This window comes from Micromonospora sp. LZ34 (assembly GCF_052981855.1).
This window is the reverse complement of the sequence record NZ_JBRIQN010000010.1, coordinates 143,501-160,809: the sequence shown is the minus strand read 5'-3', so window position 1 is coordinate 160,809 and position 17,309 is coordinate 143,501. Positions and strand designations below refer to the sequence as shown.

Here is a 17,309-nt window from a genome sequence, read left to right as displayed (position 1 = left end):
CGCCGCGGCCCTGCCCTACGCGGGCTCGGGCCCGTCGGCCCGGTCGGGCAGGTCGCGCAGCTGACGGACCGGGGAGAAGAGCACCCAGAGCACTCCGGTCAGCGCGCCCGCCGTGGCGATCCAGAGCGCCTCGCGGACGCCGAGGGTGGCGCCGAGCGCGCCACCGAGCAGCGCGCCGATCGGCCGGATGCCGTAGTTGACCGTGCGCCGCGCGCCGGTCACCCGGGCGAGCAGCGGTTCCGGGATGATCGCGGTCTGCACCGAACTGCCGACGATGTCGAGCACCATCACCCCGACGGCGGCGAGGAACTCCGCTGCGAAGAGCATCCCGAGCACCACCGGGGTGGGCCCGCCGGCGAGCGGTATGAGCAGCAACGGAGCCGGGAAGAGCACGAAGGAGGCCACCAGCGTCGGGCCGATGCCGAACCGGCGGGTCAGCCGGCCGGTGACCGCCGCGCCGAACAGCGCGCCGACCGCGCCCGCGCCGAGCACGGCGCCGAGCATGCCCGGGCTGAGGTGCAGGTGCTGGGTCGCGTAGAGCACGAAGAGCGCGGCGAACATGAAGTTGAACAGGTTGACGGTCGTGGTGCCGAGCAGGATCGCGCGCATCATCGGCGTCCGGGCCAGGAAGCCCATGCCGGCGCCGATCCCCAGGCCGTCGCCGCGCGCCGGCGCCGGCTCCGTCGGCCGGATCCGGGTCAGGAAGTACGCGGACACGACGTACGACAGCGCGTCGGCGAGCAGGGCGATCGGCGCGGTGAGCACCTGCACCAGGAGGCCGCCGATGCTCGGTCCGGCGACCAGTGACATCGCCCGGCTGCCGTTGATCAGCGTGTTCGCGTCGACGTAGTCCCGCCGCTCCACCAGGGACACGAAGAGCGGACCGCGGGCGACCTCGAAGAGCACGGCGAGCGTGCCGACCGCGAAGGCGACCACGTAGAGCTGTGGCAGGGCGAGCCAGTCGAGCAGGTACGCCACCGGCACCGCGGTGAGCAGCAGCGCCCGCCCGAGGTCGGTGAGGATCATGAGCCGTCGCTTGTGCGGGTACCGGTCGACCCAGGCGCCGGCGAGCAGGGAGAAGAGCAGGTTCGGGGCGAGCGCGGCGGCGGTGAGGTAACCCATCTCGGCGGGGCCGGCGCCGGTGCCGAGCACGGCCAGCAGCGGCAGCGCCAGGGTGGAGATCTCGTCGCCGAAGTACGACACGGTCTGCGCCGACCAGTAGCGGCGGAACGCCCTCTCGCGCAGCAGCCGGGGCAGCCGGCCGGACCGGGCGGGTCCGGTGGGCGCGGCAACGGGCGGTGCGGTGCTCACCTCGCCGCTCATCGGGGGTCACCCGGCTCCCCGCCGGCCGCCGGCCGGTCGTCGCCTCCGGCGGCCGGCATGGCGGGATCGGCGTCGGCTGGTGCGCCGGTGACCAAGGGATCGCCGCCGGATGCCGGGGAAGCGCCGGCGTCGGGTGTGGGCTCGGCGAGCAGGGCGAGCCTGATCAGGCCGACCTTCCGGCTGCCGGCCGGCCGCTTCGCGGGATCGGTGAGCCGGTCGTGGTACTCGTCGAGGAGGGCGTCCATCCGGCGGGTCAGGTCGCGCAGCTCGTCGGGAGTGAGGTGCAGCGTCATGTCGCTGAACCCGGTGACCGCCCGCCACGCGGCGGGTTCGTCCGCCCGCCTGGCGAGGAACTCCTCGGCGCGCCGAACGTAGAGGGCCAGCTGCGTGGCGTTCAACTCGTCGGTGGCGGCGCGCAGCACCGGGTCGTCGGAGGCGTCGTCCCAGGAGGTGACCATCGCGGTGGCCTGCCAGGGCCGTTCCCGGGCGTCGGCGCCGGGGACCCGCTCGGCGAGCCCGTACTTGGCCAGCTGGCGCAGGTGGAACGAGCAGTTCGGCACGCTTTCGCCGAGCCGGGCGGCGGCCTGGGTGGCGGTCATCGGGCCCTGCTGGCGGAGCAGGCCGACCAGGGCCATCCGGAGCGGGTGGGCGTACCCCCGCAGGGCGGTCGGATCGGAGAGCTTCACCCGGGACAGCGACATATGCTAAAGCTATCTTTATAAAGATGTCTTTAGCAAGTGAGCGTGCTGGGCCGGGCCCCGGCCGTGGGGCCCGGCGGCGCGACCGCGGTCAGGCGTAAATGGTCTTGATGTAGTCCGGGCCGTAGTGGCGTTCCAGGTCGGCGAGGTTCGCCGCCGGGTACTCCACCTCCTTGACCAGCCGGGCCCGGGACGGCAGCACGTCCGGCTGCCAGGTCTCCGGCCGCCACAGCTCGGACCGGAGGAACGCCTTCGCGCAGTGGTAGAAGATCTGCTCGATCTCCACCACCACGGCGAGCACCGGCCGGTGCCCCTTGACCACCAGGTCGTCGAACCAGGGCGCGTCACGCACCAGCCGGGCCCGACCGTTGATCCGCAGCGTGTCGGTGCGCCCGGGGATCAGGAAGATCAGCCCGACGTGCGGGTTCTCCAGGATGTTGCGGTAGCCGTCCGCCCGCTTGTTGCCCGGCCGCTCCGGGATGGCGATGGTCCGGTCGTCCAGCACCAGGGTGAATCCGGGCGGGTCGCCCTTCGGCGAGACGTCGCAGCTGCCGTCCGCGCCGGCCGTGGCGACCAGGCAGAACGGTGAGGCCGCCAGCCACTGCCGGTCCCGGTCGTGCAGCCGGGTGCGCTCCTTGGCGGCGGCCCGCGCGTTCGGCGTGCCGAGCAGCTCGCGCAGCTCCGCCTGCGAAGTGATCTCCACCGTCACGTGATCCTCCCCCGACCGTTGACCTGGATGGCGGGGCAGCCGTGCCGCGGGCGGGCGGCGCGGCGAACGAGCCGCCGCCCGCCAGCCTAGGCGGGTGCCACCAGCGCGAGGTTTGCCCTCCCGACCCGGGGGTACCGCCTCACCCGACGCGCCCGGAGAGACCGAGCAGTGGAGGCCCGGAGATGGAGAGCCGACTCAAGGTGTTGGGCCATCCCGTCCATCCGATGCTGGTGATGTTCCCCGTCGGACTGCTGGTCACCGCGGTGCTCTTCGACATCGTCGACACCGTCGGCGGCCCGGACTTCCTCGGCGAGGTGGCGTACTGGAACATCACCGTCGGCCTGGTCGGCGGCCTGCTGGCCGCGACGGCCGGGGTGTTCGACCTGCTGGCGATCCCGACCGGCACCCGCGCCAAGCGGGTGGCGCTCACCCACGCCGCCGCCAATGCGGCGGTGATCCTGCTCTTCGCCGCGATCTGGGTGGTCCGGCTCAACGCCGAGTCCCGGGCCGCCGGCGGCGCGCTGATCGCCATCGAGGTGGTCGCGCTGGCCATCCTCGGCGTCAGCGCCTGGCTCGGCGGGGAACTGGTCGACCGGCTCGGCGTCGGGGTCGACCGGGAGGCCGGCCTGGATGCTCCCAGCTCACTGCGGCCCCCGGCGGCCACCCAGCGGATCGGAGAGGTGCGATGAGCGAACAGAGCGGCGGCGGCATCGGTCGGGGCTGGCGGGGCCGGCAGCAGGGCTGGGACCCGATGGGCGAGTTGCAGTCACTCCGCTCCGAGCTGCGGCGACTGGTCGGCGGCCGGTCCGGGCCGCCGGATGTCGACCTGAGCGAGACCGCCGACGGCTGGGAGGTCGTCGTCCGGCTGCCCGGCGTGGCGCCGGAGGAGGTGGCGGTCGAGCTGGACGACCGGGAACTCTGCGTCCGCGCCCGCTCCGAGGCCGAGGTGAACGCCGACCACGGCATCCCCGGCGGCTTCGAGACCCGCGGCTTCGAGTACCGCGTCGACCTGCCGGCCCGGGTGGACCCGGACGCCATCGACGCGGTGATGGACCACGGCCTGCTCCGGGTGCGGCTGCCCCGGGCCGCCCGGCCCGCGCCGCGCACCATCACCGTCGGCCGCACCGGCTCGCGCGCCGTCGGCGGCGGTACGCCGATCGACCCGGCCGCGGACCGGGAGCTGCACCACCCGGACACCGCCGCCGGCGGGCTCGACCAGCCGTAACGGGGTCGAGTGGTCACCCCGGCCCTGCTCGGCCCGCCCGCCGAGCTCGTGCCCGACGTCGAGCGGATCGCCGTGCTGCGCGCCAACGCGCTCGGTGACTTCATCTTCGTGCTGCCGGCGCTGGACGCGCTGCGCTCCGCGTACCCCGAGGCGGAGATCGTGCTGCTCGGCGCGCCGTGGCACGCGAAGCTCTGGCGCGACCGCCCCGGCCCGGTGGACCGGGTGCTGGTGGTGCCGCCCGCCCCGGGCATCCGCTACCCCGAGCCGGGCGAGCCGGAGTCCGCGATGGACGACTTCCTGGCCGCGGCCCGCAAGGAACGCTTCGACCTGGCGTTGCAGGTGCACGGCGGCGGCGCCAACTCCAACCCGCTGGTCAGCCGGCTCGGCGCCCGGATCACCGCCGGGCTGCGGACCGAGGAGGCGGCGCCGCTGGACCGCTGGATCCGGTACGTCTACTACCAGCACGAGGTGATCCGCTACCTGGAGGTGGCGGCGCTGGTCGGTGCCCCGGCCACCACGATCGTCCCGGCGCTGGCGGTGACCGATGCCGACCGGGCCGAGGCGGCCGAGGTGCTTGGCCCACCGGAACGGCCGCGGGTGGCGCTGCACCCGGGCGCCACCGACACCCGGCGGCGCTGGCCTGCCGAGCGGTTCGCCGAGGTCGCCCGGGAACTGGTCGGTGACGGGTACGAGGTGCTGGTCACCGGCACCGCCGCCGAGCAGGAGGTGGTGGACCGGGTGGTGGCGGCGGCCGGGGTGCCGCTGCGCCCGCAGGTGGGCACGCTCAGCCTGGGCGGGCTGGCCGGCTGCTACGCCGGTTGCGAGCTGGTCGTCTCCAACGACACCGGCCCGCTGCACCTGGCCGCCGCGGTGGGCGCCGCGACGGTCGGCATCTTCTGGGTCGGCAACCTGATCAACGTGGCGAACCTGCTGCGCGGCCGGCACCGGCCGATCAGTTCCTGGACGGTGCACTGCCCGGTCTGCGGGGTGGACTGCACGCCCGGGATCTATCCGCACCGCCCGGGCGACGGCGAGTGCCCGCACCGGGACTCGTTCGTCACCGACGTGCCGGCCGTCGAGGTGGTGGAGGCCGCCCGCGAGCTGCTGCGCCCGGAGCCCGGCGCGCCCTGACCGCAGCCCTCGCCGTGCCGGCTCAGGCCGGTTGCGGGGTGTCGGAGTCGGTGAGCACGACCTCCCACGCCTCCACGTCCCGCTCGGTGACCGTGGTCGGCGATTCCAGGTGGTACGCCCCGCTCGGCAGGATGCCCGCCCCGCCGTACCGGGCCAGGACCGCGAGCTGGGCCGCGACGTCCTCGCCCTGGTGCTTCTCGTGCACCCGCCGCCAGAAGTCGAAGCCGCCGGAGTCGACCAGCTTCGCCCGGTCGTAGAGCACGCAGCCGCCGATCCAGGAGACCTTGTACGCCCGCCACGCCCCCGGCGGCAGGTTCAGCTGGCTGGTCACGTGCAGCAGGTTCGCCGCCGGATGGATCTGCGCCCGGTCCCACTCCGGGGTGCCGGGCCGGATCCGCTCCGGGGTGGGTGGGCCGATCCACTCCTCGTAGTGCCGGTGCGTCTCCGGGCGGACGTCGTCGAGGTAGGAGAGGCCGTGCACGGCGTTGCCGACGAAGCCGCAGCCCAGCTCGCCGATCGCGGTGACCAGCCGGTGCAGGGTGCCCGGCTCCAGCCAGACGTCGTCGTCGAGGCAGAGCACGTACCGGGCGGACGAGGCGGCCAGCAGGTAGGCCCGGTGCTCGGCCAGGCCGCGCCGGGGCAGCCGGCGGGTCAGCAGCACCGGGTGCCCCCGGTGGCGCAGCACCCGGACCATGGTGGCCGCCGCCGGGTGGGTGAAGGCGGGATCGTCGTCGGACTGGTCGCTGACCACCACCCCGAACCCCGGTACGCCCTCCTGGGCGGACAGCCCGGAGAGGGTGACCGCCAGCTCGGCCGCCCGGTTACGGGTCGGGATCAGCACGTCGAGCAGGCGGTCGGCGCGGAACTGCCCGGCCGAGCCCGGGTCGAGCGGCCGGTTCACGACCGCTTGCTCGTCAGCGACGGGTCGGTCTCGCGGTCCTGGCTGTGCGCCCGGATCCGGTCGATGATCGCCGAGGTGGACCGGTCCGGCACGTAGCCGAGGGTGCGGACCTGGCCGCCGAGCCGCCGCACCAGCGGGGCCTCCGGCACCATCTCTGGCGGGTAGTCGCCGCCCTTGACGTAGACGTCGGGGCGGACCGTCTCGATCAGCGAGGCCGGCGAGTCCTCCTCGAAGACCACCACATGGTCCACGCAGGACAGCGCGGCGAGCAGCGCGATCCGGTCCTCGACCGGGTTCACCGGCCGGTCCGCGCCCTTCAGCCGGCGTACGCTGCCGTCCGAGTTGACCGCCACCACCAGCAGGTCGCCGAGCGCCCGGGCCTGCTCCAGGTAGCGCACGTGGCCGCGGTGCAGCACGTCGAAGCAGCCGTTGGTGAAGACGATGGAGCGGCCGGCGTCGCGGTGCTCGGCGGCGATCGTGGCCAGCTCGTCGGCGCCCACCAGCACCGGGTGCCCGGCGTCGGCGGCCGGCACGTCCAGCGCGGTGAGCAGGTCCTCCCGGCGGCACACGCAGGTGCCGGTGTCCGAGACGGTGATGGTGGCGGCGAGCTGGGCCAGCTGGGCGGCGGTCGACAGCGGCGCGTCGGCGGCCAGGGCCAGCGTCATCGCGGCGAGGTAGGCGTCTCCCGCGCCCACCGCGTGGCTGGCCGGCACCGGGGTGCTGTGGCTGCGCCGGGGCTCGCCGTCGACCCCGCCGACCACCGCCCCCTCGGTGTCCAGGGTCACCGCCACCACGTCCGCGCCGGTGTGCGCGCGCAGCTCGGCCAGGCGCGACTCGGCCAGTTCCGCCCGGTCCACCCCCTCCCCGGCGGTGGCGTTCACGGTCACCCCGGTGCCGGTCACGCTGAGCCCGTCACCGGTCATCGCCACCCGGTCCTCGCCGGGCGTCGGTTCCCCGGTCGGGCCGGCGCCGGGAGCCAGGCCGACCGCGCCGGCCGCGGTGTCGGGCAGGCCGGCGCCGCCGGGAGCGGTGCCGACGCTCAGCTCGGAGGGGCCCTCCGCCGGGTCCCCGTCCGGGTGGTCCAGGTGCAGGTCGACGGAGCGGGCACGGCCGCCGGCGGCCCGGGCGAGCAGCCGGGTGGCCTCGGCGAAGCTCGGGGTCACCACGGTGGGGGCGAGGCCCCGCCAGTCGGCGAGGTCGTGCGCGTCCAGCGCCACCGTGGCGTACCGGTCCCGCTGGGCGACCAGCCAGGCACGTACCGGTGCGGGCAGCGCGCCCAGGGCGTAGTCGCAGACCACCAGCGTCGGCGCCGCGCCGCCGGCGGCTGCGCGCAGTTCCTCGGTGGCGCAGTCCAGCGCGGTGAGCAGCCGGGCGACCCCGTCGTCGCTGAGCGGGTCGTCGGGGTCGCCGGAGTCCTCCCGCAGCAGGATCTGGTTGCCGGCCAGCATCCGCCGCTTGACCGGCGTCGGCCGGCCCGGCTGGTTGACCGTTCGGTCCCAGACCCCGGCCCGGTCGAGACAGTCGTGCAGTTCGTCGCCGGCCACGTCGGCGCCCACCGGGGCGACCAGTACGGCCCGGCCGCCGAGCGCCGCGATGTTCACCGCGGTGTTGGCGGCCCCGCCGGCCGCGGAGATCCGCCGGCGCAGGGTGAGGACCGGGGCGGGCGCCTCCCGGCAGAGCCGGTCGGACTCGGCGAACCGCCACTCGTCGAGCATGGCGTCGCCGATCACCAGGACGGGACGACCCGACCAGCTCTCCACGACGGTGGCGAGCCGGCGCTGTTCCGCTGCTGCTCCTGCCATGCCCCTCCGGGTCCCCCCGGTCCGGCGGGTCAAACCTGCCCGGTCCCGGCCCGAGGGGACGTCGGCTGATCGACGGACGTGAGCGAGTGAGCCGGCGTTTCGGGCACCACGGCCGGGGAAGGGACTCCGGTAACCCGGAAAAGGAGAAGTACCCATGGCAGCGACACTTCAGGGCAAGCGGATCGCCGTCCTGGCCGCCGACGGCGTGGAGGAGGTCGAGTACGTCCAGCCCCGCGAGGCGGTCGAGCGGGCCGGCGCGACCGTGGACCTGGTCTCGCTCAAGCCCGGCACCATCCAGTCCTTCAACCACCTGGACCAGTCGAAGACGTACGACGTCGACGTGACCGCTGCGGACGCGGACCCGGACCGGTACGACGCGCTGGTCCTGCCCGGCGGGGTGGCCAACCCGGACTTCCTGCGGGCCGACCCGGACGCGGTGCGCTTCGTGAAGGCCTTCTTCGACGCCGGCAAGCCGGTCGGGGTGATCTGCCACGGCCCGTGGACGCTGGTCGAGGCGGACGTGGTGCGTGGCCGCCGGATCACCTCCTGGCCCAGCCTGCGCACCGACCTCACCAACGCCGGCGCGACCTGGGTCGACGAGCCGGTGGTCACCGACAACGGCCTGGTCAGCAGCCGCAAACCGGGCGACCTCCCCGCCTTCTGCACCAAGATCGTCGAGGAGTTCGCCGCCCCCGCCCGCTGACTGGCCCGTTGGTCATGAGGTTGACGGCGAACTCGATCTCCGACAGTGCCGCCAACCTCATGATCAACGCGGCGAGTTCCCCGGAGCGGGGCATGTTCCGGGAGGGGCGGGAAAGAAGCGGGGATGACGACGGAGGAGCATGCCGCGCCGGCGCTGAACAGTCGCCAGATCCGCCTGCTGATGTTCGGTCTGATGACCGGCATGCTGCTGGCCGCGCTCGACCAGACCATCGTCGGCACCGCGCTGCCGACCATCGTCGGCGAGCTGGGCGGGATCAACCACTACTCGTGGGTGGTGACCGCCTACCTGCTCGCGTCGACCGCCTCGACCCCGCTCTACGGGAAGATGGCCGACCTGTTCGGGCGCCGTCCGGTCTTTCTCTTCTCGATCGGCACGTTCCTGGTCGGCTCGTTGCTGGCCGGGTTGTCGCAGAACATGACCCAGCTGATCGTCACCCGCGGCATCCAAGGCATCGGCGCCGGCGGCCTGATGACGCTGGCGTTCACCATCATCTCGGACGTGGTGCCGCCCCGGGAGCGCGGCCGCTACCAGGGTGTCTTCGGCGCCGTCTTCGGCATCTCCTCGGTGGCCGGCCCGCTGGTCGGCGGCTACTTCGCGGAGACCGACTGGCGGTGGATCTTCTACATCAACGTGCCGCTGGCGATCCTGGCCATCCTGGTCTGCTCCCGGGTGATGCGGCTGGTCCCGTTCACCCGCCGTGAGCACGCCATCGACTGGCTCGGCGCGGGGCTGCTGGTCGCCGGGGTGAGCTCCCTGCTGCTCGCGCTGAGCTGGGGCGGCAACGAGTTCGCCTGGGGCTCCGGGGTGATCATCGGGCTGTTCGTGGCCGGGGCCGTGCTGGGGGTGCTCTTCGTGCTCCAGGAGACCCGGGTCGCCGAGCCGATCCTGCCACTGCGACTGTTCCGCAGCGCGACCTTCGCCCTGGCCAACGGCGCCGGCTTCGTGCTCGGTCTGGTGATGTTCGGGTCGATCATCTTCATCCCGCTCTACCTGCAGATCGTCAAGGGCGCCTCGCCCACCCGCAGCGGTCTGCTGATGCTGCCGATGATGGCCGGCATCATCGTCACCTCGGTGCTGACCGGCCGGGCGATGAGCCGGATCGGCCGCTACAAGTGGTTCCCGGTGACCGGCTCGGTCGTGCTGCTGGTGGGCATGCTGCTCTTCACCCGGCTGCACGTGGACACCTCGCTCTGGGTGGCCTTCGGCTTCATGGTGGTGATCGGTGTGGGGCTGGGCCTCTGCATGCAGTCGCTGATCCTCGCCGTGCAGAACGCCGTCTCGATGCGGGACCTGGGCGCCGGGACCTCCGCGGCGACCTTCTTCCGGTCGCTGGGCGGCTCGTTCGGGGTGGCCCTGCTCGGCGCGGTGCTCTCCGCCCGGCTCACCTCCGGGCTGGCCGACCGGCTGCCCGCGGCGATCGCCCAGCTGCCCCCGGCGGAGCAGGCCGCGGTAGCGGCGAGCGGCGGCGCGGACATCTCGGTGAACGACCCCGCCACCATCATGGCGCTGCCCGCCCCGGTCCGCGCCGCGGTCCAGACGGCTTTCGTCGAGTCACTGGACCGGGTCTTCCTGACCGCCGGGCTGATCGCCATCCTGGCGGTGCTGGTCACCCTGGCGCTGCCGAACGACCGGCTGCGCGGCACCGGCCCGCAGGGCGCCACCGGCGGCACGGACGGCCTCGGCGGCGAGGCGCCCGCCCCCGGCGGCAAGCCGCTGTCCCGGGAGTCGAAGGAGGAGGCCGCCGCCGAGATGGAGGCGAAGAGCCAGACCCTGCTCTGATCCGACCCGGGCGGGCCGGTCCCCGCACCGCGCCCTTTACTCTGCTTCAACGGACGCAACAGAAGTGGCGCCGAACCTGTGCGTGGGTTGAAGCAGAGCAAAGGGGCCGGGCAGAGGGACCGCCGCCCACGGCCGCGCCGGTCACTTGAGGATCAGGCGGTTGGTCTGCTCGAAGACGTCGAGGTCGGCGAGGGTCTCGGTGACGCTGGCCGAGATAGGGGCCGGGAACTGGTCGCGGCGGAAGAAGGCGGCGTCGATGGTCTCGTCGGTCACCCGGGCGAGCTGGCCGTCCCACTCCTCCACGCGGAACGCGGTGGTGAAGATCTGGTACGTGTGGCCGTACATGTTGGTGTGGGTACGGTCCGGGCCGGTGTAGAGGGCGAACGCGCAGACCCGCAGCGCCCGCAGCCCGGTCTCCTCCCGCACCTCGCGGACCGCGCAGTCGGCGATCGACTCGCCCAGCTCCATCGCGCCGGCCGGCATCGCCCACTGGCCGTTGTCCGAGCGGCGGATCAGCAGGACGCGCCCGGCGTTGTCCCGCACCACCGCGCGGGCGCCGACGAACATCAGTGTCCGGTCACCGGCCAGGGCGCGGAGCTGACCCACGTACGAATCGGCCCAGGAGATGCTCACCCGGACAATTTACGGGGCCGGCCGGGGGCGGACGGGTTTTCCAGGGTTCCCAAGGTGTGACCGGCGACACTAGCTTGTTACCCATGCGTAGCACGATGATGGACGCCCCTCTCCAGGTCTCCCGGATCCTCGACCACGGCTCCACCGTGCACGGCACGGCCGAGGTGGTCACCTGGACCGGCGCCGAGCCCCGCCGGATGACGTACGCCGAGGTCGGGCGGACCGCGGCCCGGCTCGCCCACGCGCTGCGCGACGAGTGCGGCGTCACCGGCGACGAGCGGGTCGGCACGTTCATGTGGAACAACAACGAGCACCTGGTGGCCTACTTCGCGGTGCCGAGCATGGGCGCGGTGCTGCACACGCTCAACATCCGGCTCTTCCCGGACCAGGTCACCTACATCGCCAACCACGCCGAGGACCGAGTGGTGCTGGTCGACACCACGCTGATCCCGCTGCTGGCCAGGGTGATCGGCGAGCTGCGTACGGTGCGGCACGTGGTGGTGGTCGGCGGCGGCGACCCGGCCCCACTGGTCGCCGCGGCCGGCGACCGGATCACCGTGCACCACTGGGACGAGCTGCTGGCCGGCCGGCCGGAGACGTACGCCTGGCCCGAGCTCGACGAGCGGGACGCCGCAGCGCTCTGCTACACCTCCGGCACCACCGGCAACCCGAAGGGCGTGGCCTACTCGCACCGCTCGATCTACCTGCACTCGCTCCAGGTCTGCATGCCGGAGGGCTTCGGGCTCGGCCCGACCGACCGGGAACTGGCCATCGTGCCGATGTTCCACGCGATGTCCTGGGGGCTGCCGTTCGCGGCGTTCCTCTCCGGCGCGTCGCTGATCATGCCGGACCGGTTCCTCCAGGCCGCGCCGATCGCCGAGATGATCGCCGCCGAGCGGCCCACGCTGGCCGGCGCGGTGCCGACCATCTGGACCGACCTGCTGGCCTACCTGGACACCCACGACGTGGACACCTCCTCGCTCAAGGAGGTCATCGTGGGCGGGTCGGCCTGCCCGCCGGCGCTGATGCACGCGTTCGCCGAGCGGCACGGCATCGAGGTCATCCACGCCTGGGGGATGACCGAGATGTCCCCGCTGGGCTCGGTCTCCCGACCGCCCGCCGGGGTGACCGGGGACGAGGTCTGGCGCTACCGCTACACGCAGGGCCGGGTGCCGGCCGGCGTGCAGGCGCGGATCGTCGGCCCGCTGGGCGAGCCGCTGCCCGCCGACGGCACGTCCGTGGGTGAGCTGGAGGTGCGGGGGCCGTGGGTGACCGCCCGGTACGTCGGCGACGACACCCCGGACGAGGAGAAGTTCCGCGACGGCTGGCTGCGTACCGGCGACGTCGGCACCCTTTCCGCCGACGGGTACATCACCCTCACCGACCGGGCCAAGGACGTGATCAAGTCCGGCGGCGAGTGGATCTCCTCGGTCGAGCTCGAGAACGCGCTGATGGCCCACCCTGCGGTGCTGGAGGCCTGCGTGGTGGGCGTACCGGACCAGCGCTGGGACGAGCGGCCGCTGGCCACCGTGGTGGTCCGCGAGGGGGCGAGCGTCACGGTGGAGGAGCTGCGGGAGTTCCTGGGCCGGTCGGTGGCCCGCTGGCAACTGCCGGAACGCTGGGCCTTCATCGACGCGGTGCCCAAGACCAGCGTCGGCAAGTTCGACAAGAAGGTGGTCCGGTCCCGCTACGCCGAGGGTGAGCTCGATGTCCGGGAACTGACAGCGCCGTAACGTTTTCCGGCGCACCGTCGCCTCTTGGGTAGGGACACACTCCTGAGAGACATCCCTCCCCAGGGGCGGCCCCGGCGTTCGCACCGCGCCGGGGCCGCCCGTTCCATGCGGGGCGACCCGCACCGTCATTGTTGCGAAACATGTTCGCCTCTGTCCCGTCGACGGCGAAATGCGATCGGATTTTCGCAGTTCAGCGGCCTGCCACCCGGCCTGTCGGTGTCGTCCTACCATCCGGGGAATGCCCCGGCGCAGCGAGCCGGGCCCGCCGGCCGACCGCGCAGGAGGCTCCCATGGCCACCCTCAAGACCGCCCCGACCGCCGCCAGCGTCGACGACTTCCTCGCCGCCGTGCCCGACGACGCGCGTCGGCGCGACGCGACGGTGGTCCGGGACCTGATGCGGCAGGTCACCGGCGAGCCGCCGACGATGTGGGGGGACGCCATCGTCGGCTTCGGGCAGCGGCGGCTGCGCTACGCCACCGGCCGCGAGCTGGACTGGTTCCTGGTCGGCTTCTCGCCGCGCAAGGCGGCCACCACGCTCTACCTGCCCGAGGAGTTCCCGGGCAAGCAGGAGCTGCTGGCGCGGCTCGGCCGGCACACCGTCGGCAAGGGCTGCCTCTACGTCAAGCGGCTCGCCGACGTCGACGTCGAGGTGCTCACCGAGCTGGTCCGCGCCGCGGTCGCCCAGGCCCGCGCCGACCAGCCCGCCGGCTGACCCGCCCGTCCGCGCCCGGCCGGGCGCCGGCCAGCGCCACCCGGCCGGCCGTCACTGCGCGCTGGTGGTGATCAGCACTTTTCCCACCACGGAGTTCTCCACCGCCCGGTGGGCCGCCCGGGTCGCCGACAGCGGATGGTGGTGCAGCGGCAGGCCGGCCTCCGCCCCGACTCGGATCCCGCCCTGCGCCGCCGCGGCGGCGACGTCCCGGACCGCCTGCGCCTTGGCCGCCTTCGGCTCGGTGTAGACGAGTACGAACTGCCAGCGCGCGTTCGGCACCATCAACGGCCGGATCGGCAGGGTCACCTCGTCCCCGCCGTCGTCGGCGTACACGCAGACCGCGCCGCCGTTGCGCAGCAGCTGGACGTCGGTGGCGGCGTTGCGTGCGGCGGAGACCTCGACGATCGTGTGCACCCCGTCGGGCGCGATTTTCCGGACCTCCTCGACCACGTCCTGCTCCCGGTAGTTGACCACGAAGGAGGCGCCGGCCGCCGCCGCGAGCTGCGCCTTCTCCGCGCTGCTGACCGTGGCGATGACGCAGGCGTCGGACCAGCGGGCGAGCTGGATCGCCGCGTTGCCGACCGCGCCCGCGCCGCCCTGCACCAGCACCGTGTGGTCGCTGAGCGCGCCGGCGTGCAGCCGCTGCGGCATGTACTCGCCGGCGGTCAGGCAGCGGTGCGCGGTGAGGAACGGGATGCCCAGGCAGGCGCCCAGGTCGAACGACGCGTCGCCGAGGCGTACCGCCTGCCGGACCGGTACCACCGTGTACTCGGCGGCCGTCCCCCAGGGACGCTGCCAGGCGGCCTCCCAGAGCCAGACCCGCTCGCCGATCAGCTCCTGGTCGACCCCCTCGCCGACCGCCTCGACCACCCCGGCGCCGTCCTGCCCGGGGGTCTGCCAGCCGGCCGGCAGCGGCCACTGCCGGCGGGCCTTCCAGTCCGTCGGGTTCACCCCGGAGACGGCCACCCGCACCAGCACCTCGCCCGGCCCCGGCTCCGGCACCGGCCGGTCCACCAGTTCCAGCACCGAGACGTCGCCGGTCCGCTCGTACACGATCGCCTTCATCGCCGTCCCCTCACCTCCGACGCCCGGCGGCCCGGCTCGGCGCGCCGTCGGCTGCGGTACCCGGCCGGTCCACGCTCATGCCGGCCGCCGCGGCCCCGCAAACCGTACAACCGGACGGTCCGGGGGAGAGAATGGTCAGCCGAGCCGGTCGACGGTCTCCGGGGTCAGCTCGTCGATCGAGCCGAGCACCACGGCCGCGAGCCGGGTCGCGTCCTCGTCCAGCGGGTACGCGCCGTGCGGGATCGCCACCACGGTCATCCCGGCGGCGGCCGCCGAACGCACCCCGTTCGAGGAGTCCTCGACCGCGATGCAGCGGGTCGGGTCGACGCCGAGTCGCTCCGCCACCGCCAGGTAGACGTCGGGCGCCGGCTTGCCCCGCGCGGTCTCCTCGGTCGACAGGGTCGCCCGGAACGCGTCGGTCAGGCCGGTGGCGGCCAGCGCCGCCGCGATCAGCCGGGTCGGCGAGGAGCTGGCCAGGCCGAGCGGCCACCGCGCGGCCAGCCGGCGCACCACGTCGGGCGCGTCGTCGATCAGCGGTACGCGGGCGGCGTACCGCCGGGTCATCTCGTCCACCACCTCGCTGGCGACCTGCTCGGGGCCACGGTCGACGCCCAACTCGTCGCTGAGGTAGCGGGACCACTCGCCGGTGCTCATCCCCATCAGCCGGCGCTGGGTGTCGGCCTGCCACGTCCCGCCGTGCGCCGCCACGTACGCCCGCCGGACCTCCTCCCAGACCGGCTCGGAATCCACGATCACGCCGTCCAGGTCGAAGACCACCGCATCCACCACGTGCCCATCCTGCCGGACGGGCCCGGGTCAGGTGAGGAACGGTGCCCACTCCCGCGCCCCGACCACCCGCACCCCGGGCGTCGAGTAGTAGGGGTCCTCGGCCAGCAGCGCGTCCAGCGCCGCCCGGTCGGGTACGTCGAAGACGATCACCGCGCCGGAGTCGTCGGCCAGCGGGCCGGACATCCGGACGAGCCCCTCGGCGTGCAGGGCGGTCAACCGCTGCCGGTGCGCGGGACGGGCGGCCAGCCGCTCGGGCGCCTCGGTGAAGGCGAGTTCCACGATCCACATGAGGGGCACGATAGGCGCAACCCGGCGCGGCCGCGGTAGCAAGGGGTGCGGATCGCCGACATCCCGGCGCCGCGGCACGCCGATCCGGGCGACGGAGTGACGGGCGGACGGGCGGGTCGGCCGGCCGGTCAGGCCGGCAGCGCGGGCAGGCCGATCGGGCTGTCCGCCGGGATCACCGTGTGGCCGGCGCGGGCGATCGGGTCGAGCAGCTCGCGGAGCCGGTCGGTGCGGTCCGGGCCGAGCACCCGCCAGGGGCGCGCGGCGGCCGCGTCCGTGGCGTCCTCGACGGCCTGGAAGCGGGCCCGGCCGTGCTCGGTCGGCTCGCCGTCGGGGGTGAGCCAGCCCCGGTCCGCCAGCCGTTCCCGCGCCGCCGCCCACTGCTCCTCCGACCAGCCCCGGCCGAGCAGGTTCTGCGCGCCCATGTCGACCGCGACCCGCCAGGCCAGCGTCTCGACCGGGTCGAGGTCGGCGGCGACCAGCGCGGCCACGTGCCCGTCGCCGCGGTGCTCGCGCAACGTGGTGGCGGCCTGCCAGAGCCGGGCCAGCGGGTACTCGCCGGCGGGCAGGGCCGCGTTGGCCGCGCCGAGCACCCGGCCCGCCGGCTCCACCGCGCCGGCCGCCTCCGTCAGCAGGTCGGCGGCCTCGGCCAGGTGCGACTCGGGCAGCTCGTAGGTGAGCTCGGCGAGCGCCTGCACCGCACCGGTGAGCCGGGCGCGCAGCGCCTCCGCCGGGATGGCCAGCCGCCAGACGGCCGGCAGTGCCCGGGCCACCATGTGCGGGGCGAAGTTGAAGAAGGCGGCGATCACCGGAGCGGCGTCGGTCGGGCCCAGCGGGGCCGCCCGGCCCGCGAAGTAACCACGCCAGTAGCCGCGCAGCCCGACCGCCTCGTACGCGGCGCGGGCGCGCGGATGGAAGTAGGTGACCGCGTGCACGGGCTCGTAGTGCGTCCACATCAGCCGGGCGGTCCGCCCCGGGTCGTCCAGCGCCGTCACGTGCCCCTCCGCGTCCGGTCCGGTGTCACCCCGGACGGCGGGCCGCCCGGGGTGACGCTGAACCTACTGCCGAGAAGTGACGGCTCGGAAGCCCTGTGTGGGCAACTGCATCGATCCCGGGTGACAAGCCGGGCGTACCGGTCGGGTCACTGCGCGGCGAGCACGTCCACGACGAAGCGCAGCGGACCGGCCGGGCGACCGCCGGAGGCGTCGTTGCCGTACGCCAGGTCGGCCGGGATGTCGAGCTGCACCCGGCTGCCCACGGTCACCCCGACCAGGCCCTGGTCCCAGCCCTTGATGACCTGCCCGACCCCGATCGCGAAGCTGGCCGGCTGGCCGCCCTCCCACGACGAGTCGAACTCCTTGCCGTCCTTGTAGAACACACCCACGTAGTTCGTCGTGATGGTCTGGCCCGCCTGCACCGCCGGGCCGGTGCCCTTGATCAGCGGGGTCACGGTGAGCTTGGTCAGCTCGCCCTTGCCCGGCTCGACGGTCGGCTTGCTGGCCAGCGCCGGGTCGGCGCCCTCCGGCAACTGCGGGGCGCCGGGCGCGGCGGCGCCGTCCGCCGAGGCGGAGGCCGAGGGGGTGCCGCCCGCCTGCTGGGCCGGGTCGTCGTCACCCTGGCCGACGATCACGAAGACGGTGATCAGCACGGCCACCACGGCCAGGCCGGCCAGCCCGCCGAGCCACGCCTGCCGGCGACGCTTCGCCTCGGCCGCCTTCTGCGCCGCCAACTGGGCGGCCAGCCGCCGCTCCGACTTCGACCGGTTCTGCGTGCCTTCGCTCACTCGTCGACTCCCTGCT

At 74.0% G+C, this 17,309-nt stretch carries 18 protein-coding genes; 7 read left to right on the top strand and 11 right to left on the bottom strand.

The features are described from left to right. Positions 1-15 precede the first annotated feature (15 nt). From ACVCAH_RS14035 to ACVCAH_RS14025, 3 genes are all read right to left on the bottom strand, one after another. Positions 16-1,323, bottom strand: a complete 1,308-nt coding sequence (locus tag ACVCAH_RS14035) for an MFS transporter (protein WP_447136548.1) — start codon at positions 1,321-1,323, stop codon at positions 16-18. Then, the gene (locus tag ACVCAH_RS14030; RefSeq protein WP_447136547.1) at positions 1,320-2,024 is read right to left on the bottom strand and encodes a winged helix-turn-helix domain-containing protein; all 705 of its coding nucleotides are present in this window, start codon (positions 2,022-2,024) and stop codon (positions 1,320-1,322) included. Before ACVCAH_RS14030 ends, ACVCAH_RS14035 begins: the two co-directional genes overlap by 4 nt. Before the next feature lie 88 nt (positions 2,025-2,112). Then, positions 2,113-2,730, bottom strand: coding sequence for a pyridoxamine 5'-phosphate oxidase family protein (locus ACVCAH_RS14025; protein WP_447136546.1), 618 nt, complete (start codon positions 2,728-2,730; stop codon positions 2,113-2,115). A 182-nt stretch (positions 2,731-2,912) separates the two neighbouring features. Between ACVCAH_RS14025 and ACVCAH_RS14020 the strand changes: the two genes are divergently transcribed. Genes ACVCAH_RS14020 through ACVCAH_RS14010 form a run of 3 tightly spaced genes read left to right on the top strand, consistent with a single transcriptional unit; the run spans position 2,913 to position 5,086 of the window. Continuing rightward, positions 2,913-3,419, top strand: a complete 507-nt coding sequence (locus tag ACVCAH_RS14020) for a DUF2231 domain-containing protein (protein ID WP_447136545.1) — start codon at positions 2,913-2,915, stop codon at positions 3,417-3,419. After that, positions 3,416-3,955, top strand: coding sequence for an Hsp20/alpha crystallin family protein (locus ACVCAH_RS14015; protein WP_447136544.1), 540 nt, complete (start codon positions 3,416-3,418; stop codon positions 3,953-3,955). The genes ACVCAH_RS14020 and ACVCAH_RS14015 overlap by 4 nt, the downstream gene beginning before the upstream one ends. A 9-nt stretch (positions 3,956-3,964) precedes the next feature. Then, a complete protein-coding gene (locus ACVCAH_RS14010) occupies positions 3,965-5,086 on the top strand; it encodes a glycosyltransferase family 9 protein (protein WP_447136543.1) in 1,122 nt (373 codons plus the stop codon). A 22-nt stretch (positions 5,087-5,108) separates the two neighbouring features. Here ACVCAH_RS14010 and ACVCAH_RS14005 read toward each other — a convergent pair whose 3' ends face one another. After that, positions 5,109-5,987, bottom strand: a complete 879-nt coding sequence (locus ACVCAH_RS14005) for a glycosyltransferase family 2 protein (RefSeq protein WP_447136542.1) — start codon at positions 5,985-5,987, stop codon at positions 5,109-5,111. Then, positions 5,984-7,789, bottom strand: a complete 1,806-nt coding sequence (gene rfaE2, locus ACVCAH_RS14000) for a D-glycero-beta-D-manno-heptose 1-phosphate adenylyltransferase (protein ID WP_447136541.1) — start codon at positions 7,787-7,789, stop codon at positions 5,984-5,986. The genes ACVCAH_RS14005 and rfaE2 overlap by 4 nt, the downstream gene beginning before the upstream one ends. A gap of 154 nt (positions 7,790-7,943) precedes the next feature. Between rfaE2 and ACVCAH_RS13995 the strand changes: the two genes are divergently transcribed. Continuing rightward, positions 7,944-8,492 (top strand): type 1 glutamine amidotransferase domain-containing protein, encoded by a 549-nt coding sequence (locus tag ACVCAH_RS13995; protein ID WP_447136540.1) that lies wholly within the window; start codon positions 7,944-7,946, stop codon positions 8,490-8,492. Positions 8,493-8,615: 123 nt separating this feature from the next. Continuing rightward, the gene (locus tag ACVCAH_RS13990; protein WP_447136539.1) at positions 8,616-10,292 is read left to right on the top strand and encodes an MDR family MFS transporter; all 1,677 of its coding nucleotides are present in this window, start codon (positions 8,616-8,618) and stop codon (positions 10,290-10,292) included. Positions 10,293-10,433: 141 nt separating this feature from the next. Here the strand turns inward: ACVCAH_RS13990 and ACVCAH_RS13985 are convergent, their stop codons facing one another. Next, positions 10,434-10,925: an NUDIX domain-containing protein gene (locus ACVCAH_RS13985; RefSeq protein WP_447136538.1), complete on the bottom strand. Its 492-nt coding sequence runs from the start codon at positions 10,923-10,925 to the stop codon at positions 10,434-10,436. Between the two features lie 83 nt (positions 10,926-11,008). On the opposite strand from ACVCAH_RS13985, the gene ACVCAH_RS13980 reads away from it, so the two are divergent. Together ACVCAH_RS13980 and ACVCAH_RS13975 are read left to right on the top strand one after the other, a co-directional pair. Continuing rightward, complete coding sequence (locus ACVCAH_RS13980) at positions 11,009-12,658, top strand: fatty acid--CoA ligase (protein WP_447136537.1); 1,650 nt, start codon at positions 11,009-11,011, stop codon at positions 12,656-12,658. A gap of 290 nt (positions 12,659-12,948) precedes the next feature. Then, on the top strand, positions 12,949-13,371 hold the full coding sequence (locus ACVCAH_RS13975) for a DUF1801 domain-containing protein (RefSeq protein ID WP_447136536.1): 423 nt from the start codon (positions 12,949-12,951) through the stop codon (positions 13,369-13,371). 51 nt (positions 13,372-13,422) lie between these two features. Here ACVCAH_RS13975 and ACVCAH_RS13970 read toward each other — a convergent pair whose 3' ends face one another. From ACVCAH_RS13970 to ACVCAH_RS13950, 5 genes are all read right to left on the bottom strand, one after another. Continuing rightward, positions 13,423-14,436 carry an NADPH:quinone reductase gene (locus ACVCAH_RS13970; protein ID WP_447136535.1) on the bottom strand — a complete coding sequence of 338 codons (1,014 nt, stop codon included), beginning with the start codon at positions 14,434-14,436 and terminating at the stop codon, positions 13,423-13,425. A 135-nt stretch (positions 14,437-14,571) separates the two neighbouring features. Beyond that, a complete protein-coding gene (locus ACVCAH_RS13965; RefSeq protein WP_447136534.1) occupies positions 14,572-15,225 on the bottom strand; it encodes an HAD family hydrolase in 654 nt (217 codons plus the stop codon). 27 nt (positions 15,226-15,252) lie between these two features. Continuing rightward, a complete protein-coding gene (locus ACVCAH_RS13960) occupies positions 15,253-15,513 on the bottom strand; it encodes a YciI family protein (RefSeq protein WP_447136533.1) in 261 nt (86 codons plus the stop codon). A 128-nt stretch (positions 15,514-15,641) separates the two neighbouring features. Next, on the bottom strand, positions 15,642-16,466 hold the full coding sequence (locus ACVCAH_RS13955) for an SCO6745 family protein (protein WP_447136591.1): 825 nt from the start codon (positions 16,464-16,466) through the stop codon (positions 15,642-15,644). 185 nt (positions 16,467-16,651) lie between these two features. Then, positions 16,652-17,293 carry an FKBP-type peptidyl-prolyl cis-trans isomerase gene (locus ACVCAH_RS13950; protein WP_447136532.1) on the bottom strand — a complete coding sequence of 214 codons (642 nt, stop codon included), beginning with the start codon at positions 17,291-17,293 and terminating at the stop codon, positions 16,652-16,654. Positions 17,294-17,309 lie beyond the last annotated feature (16 nt).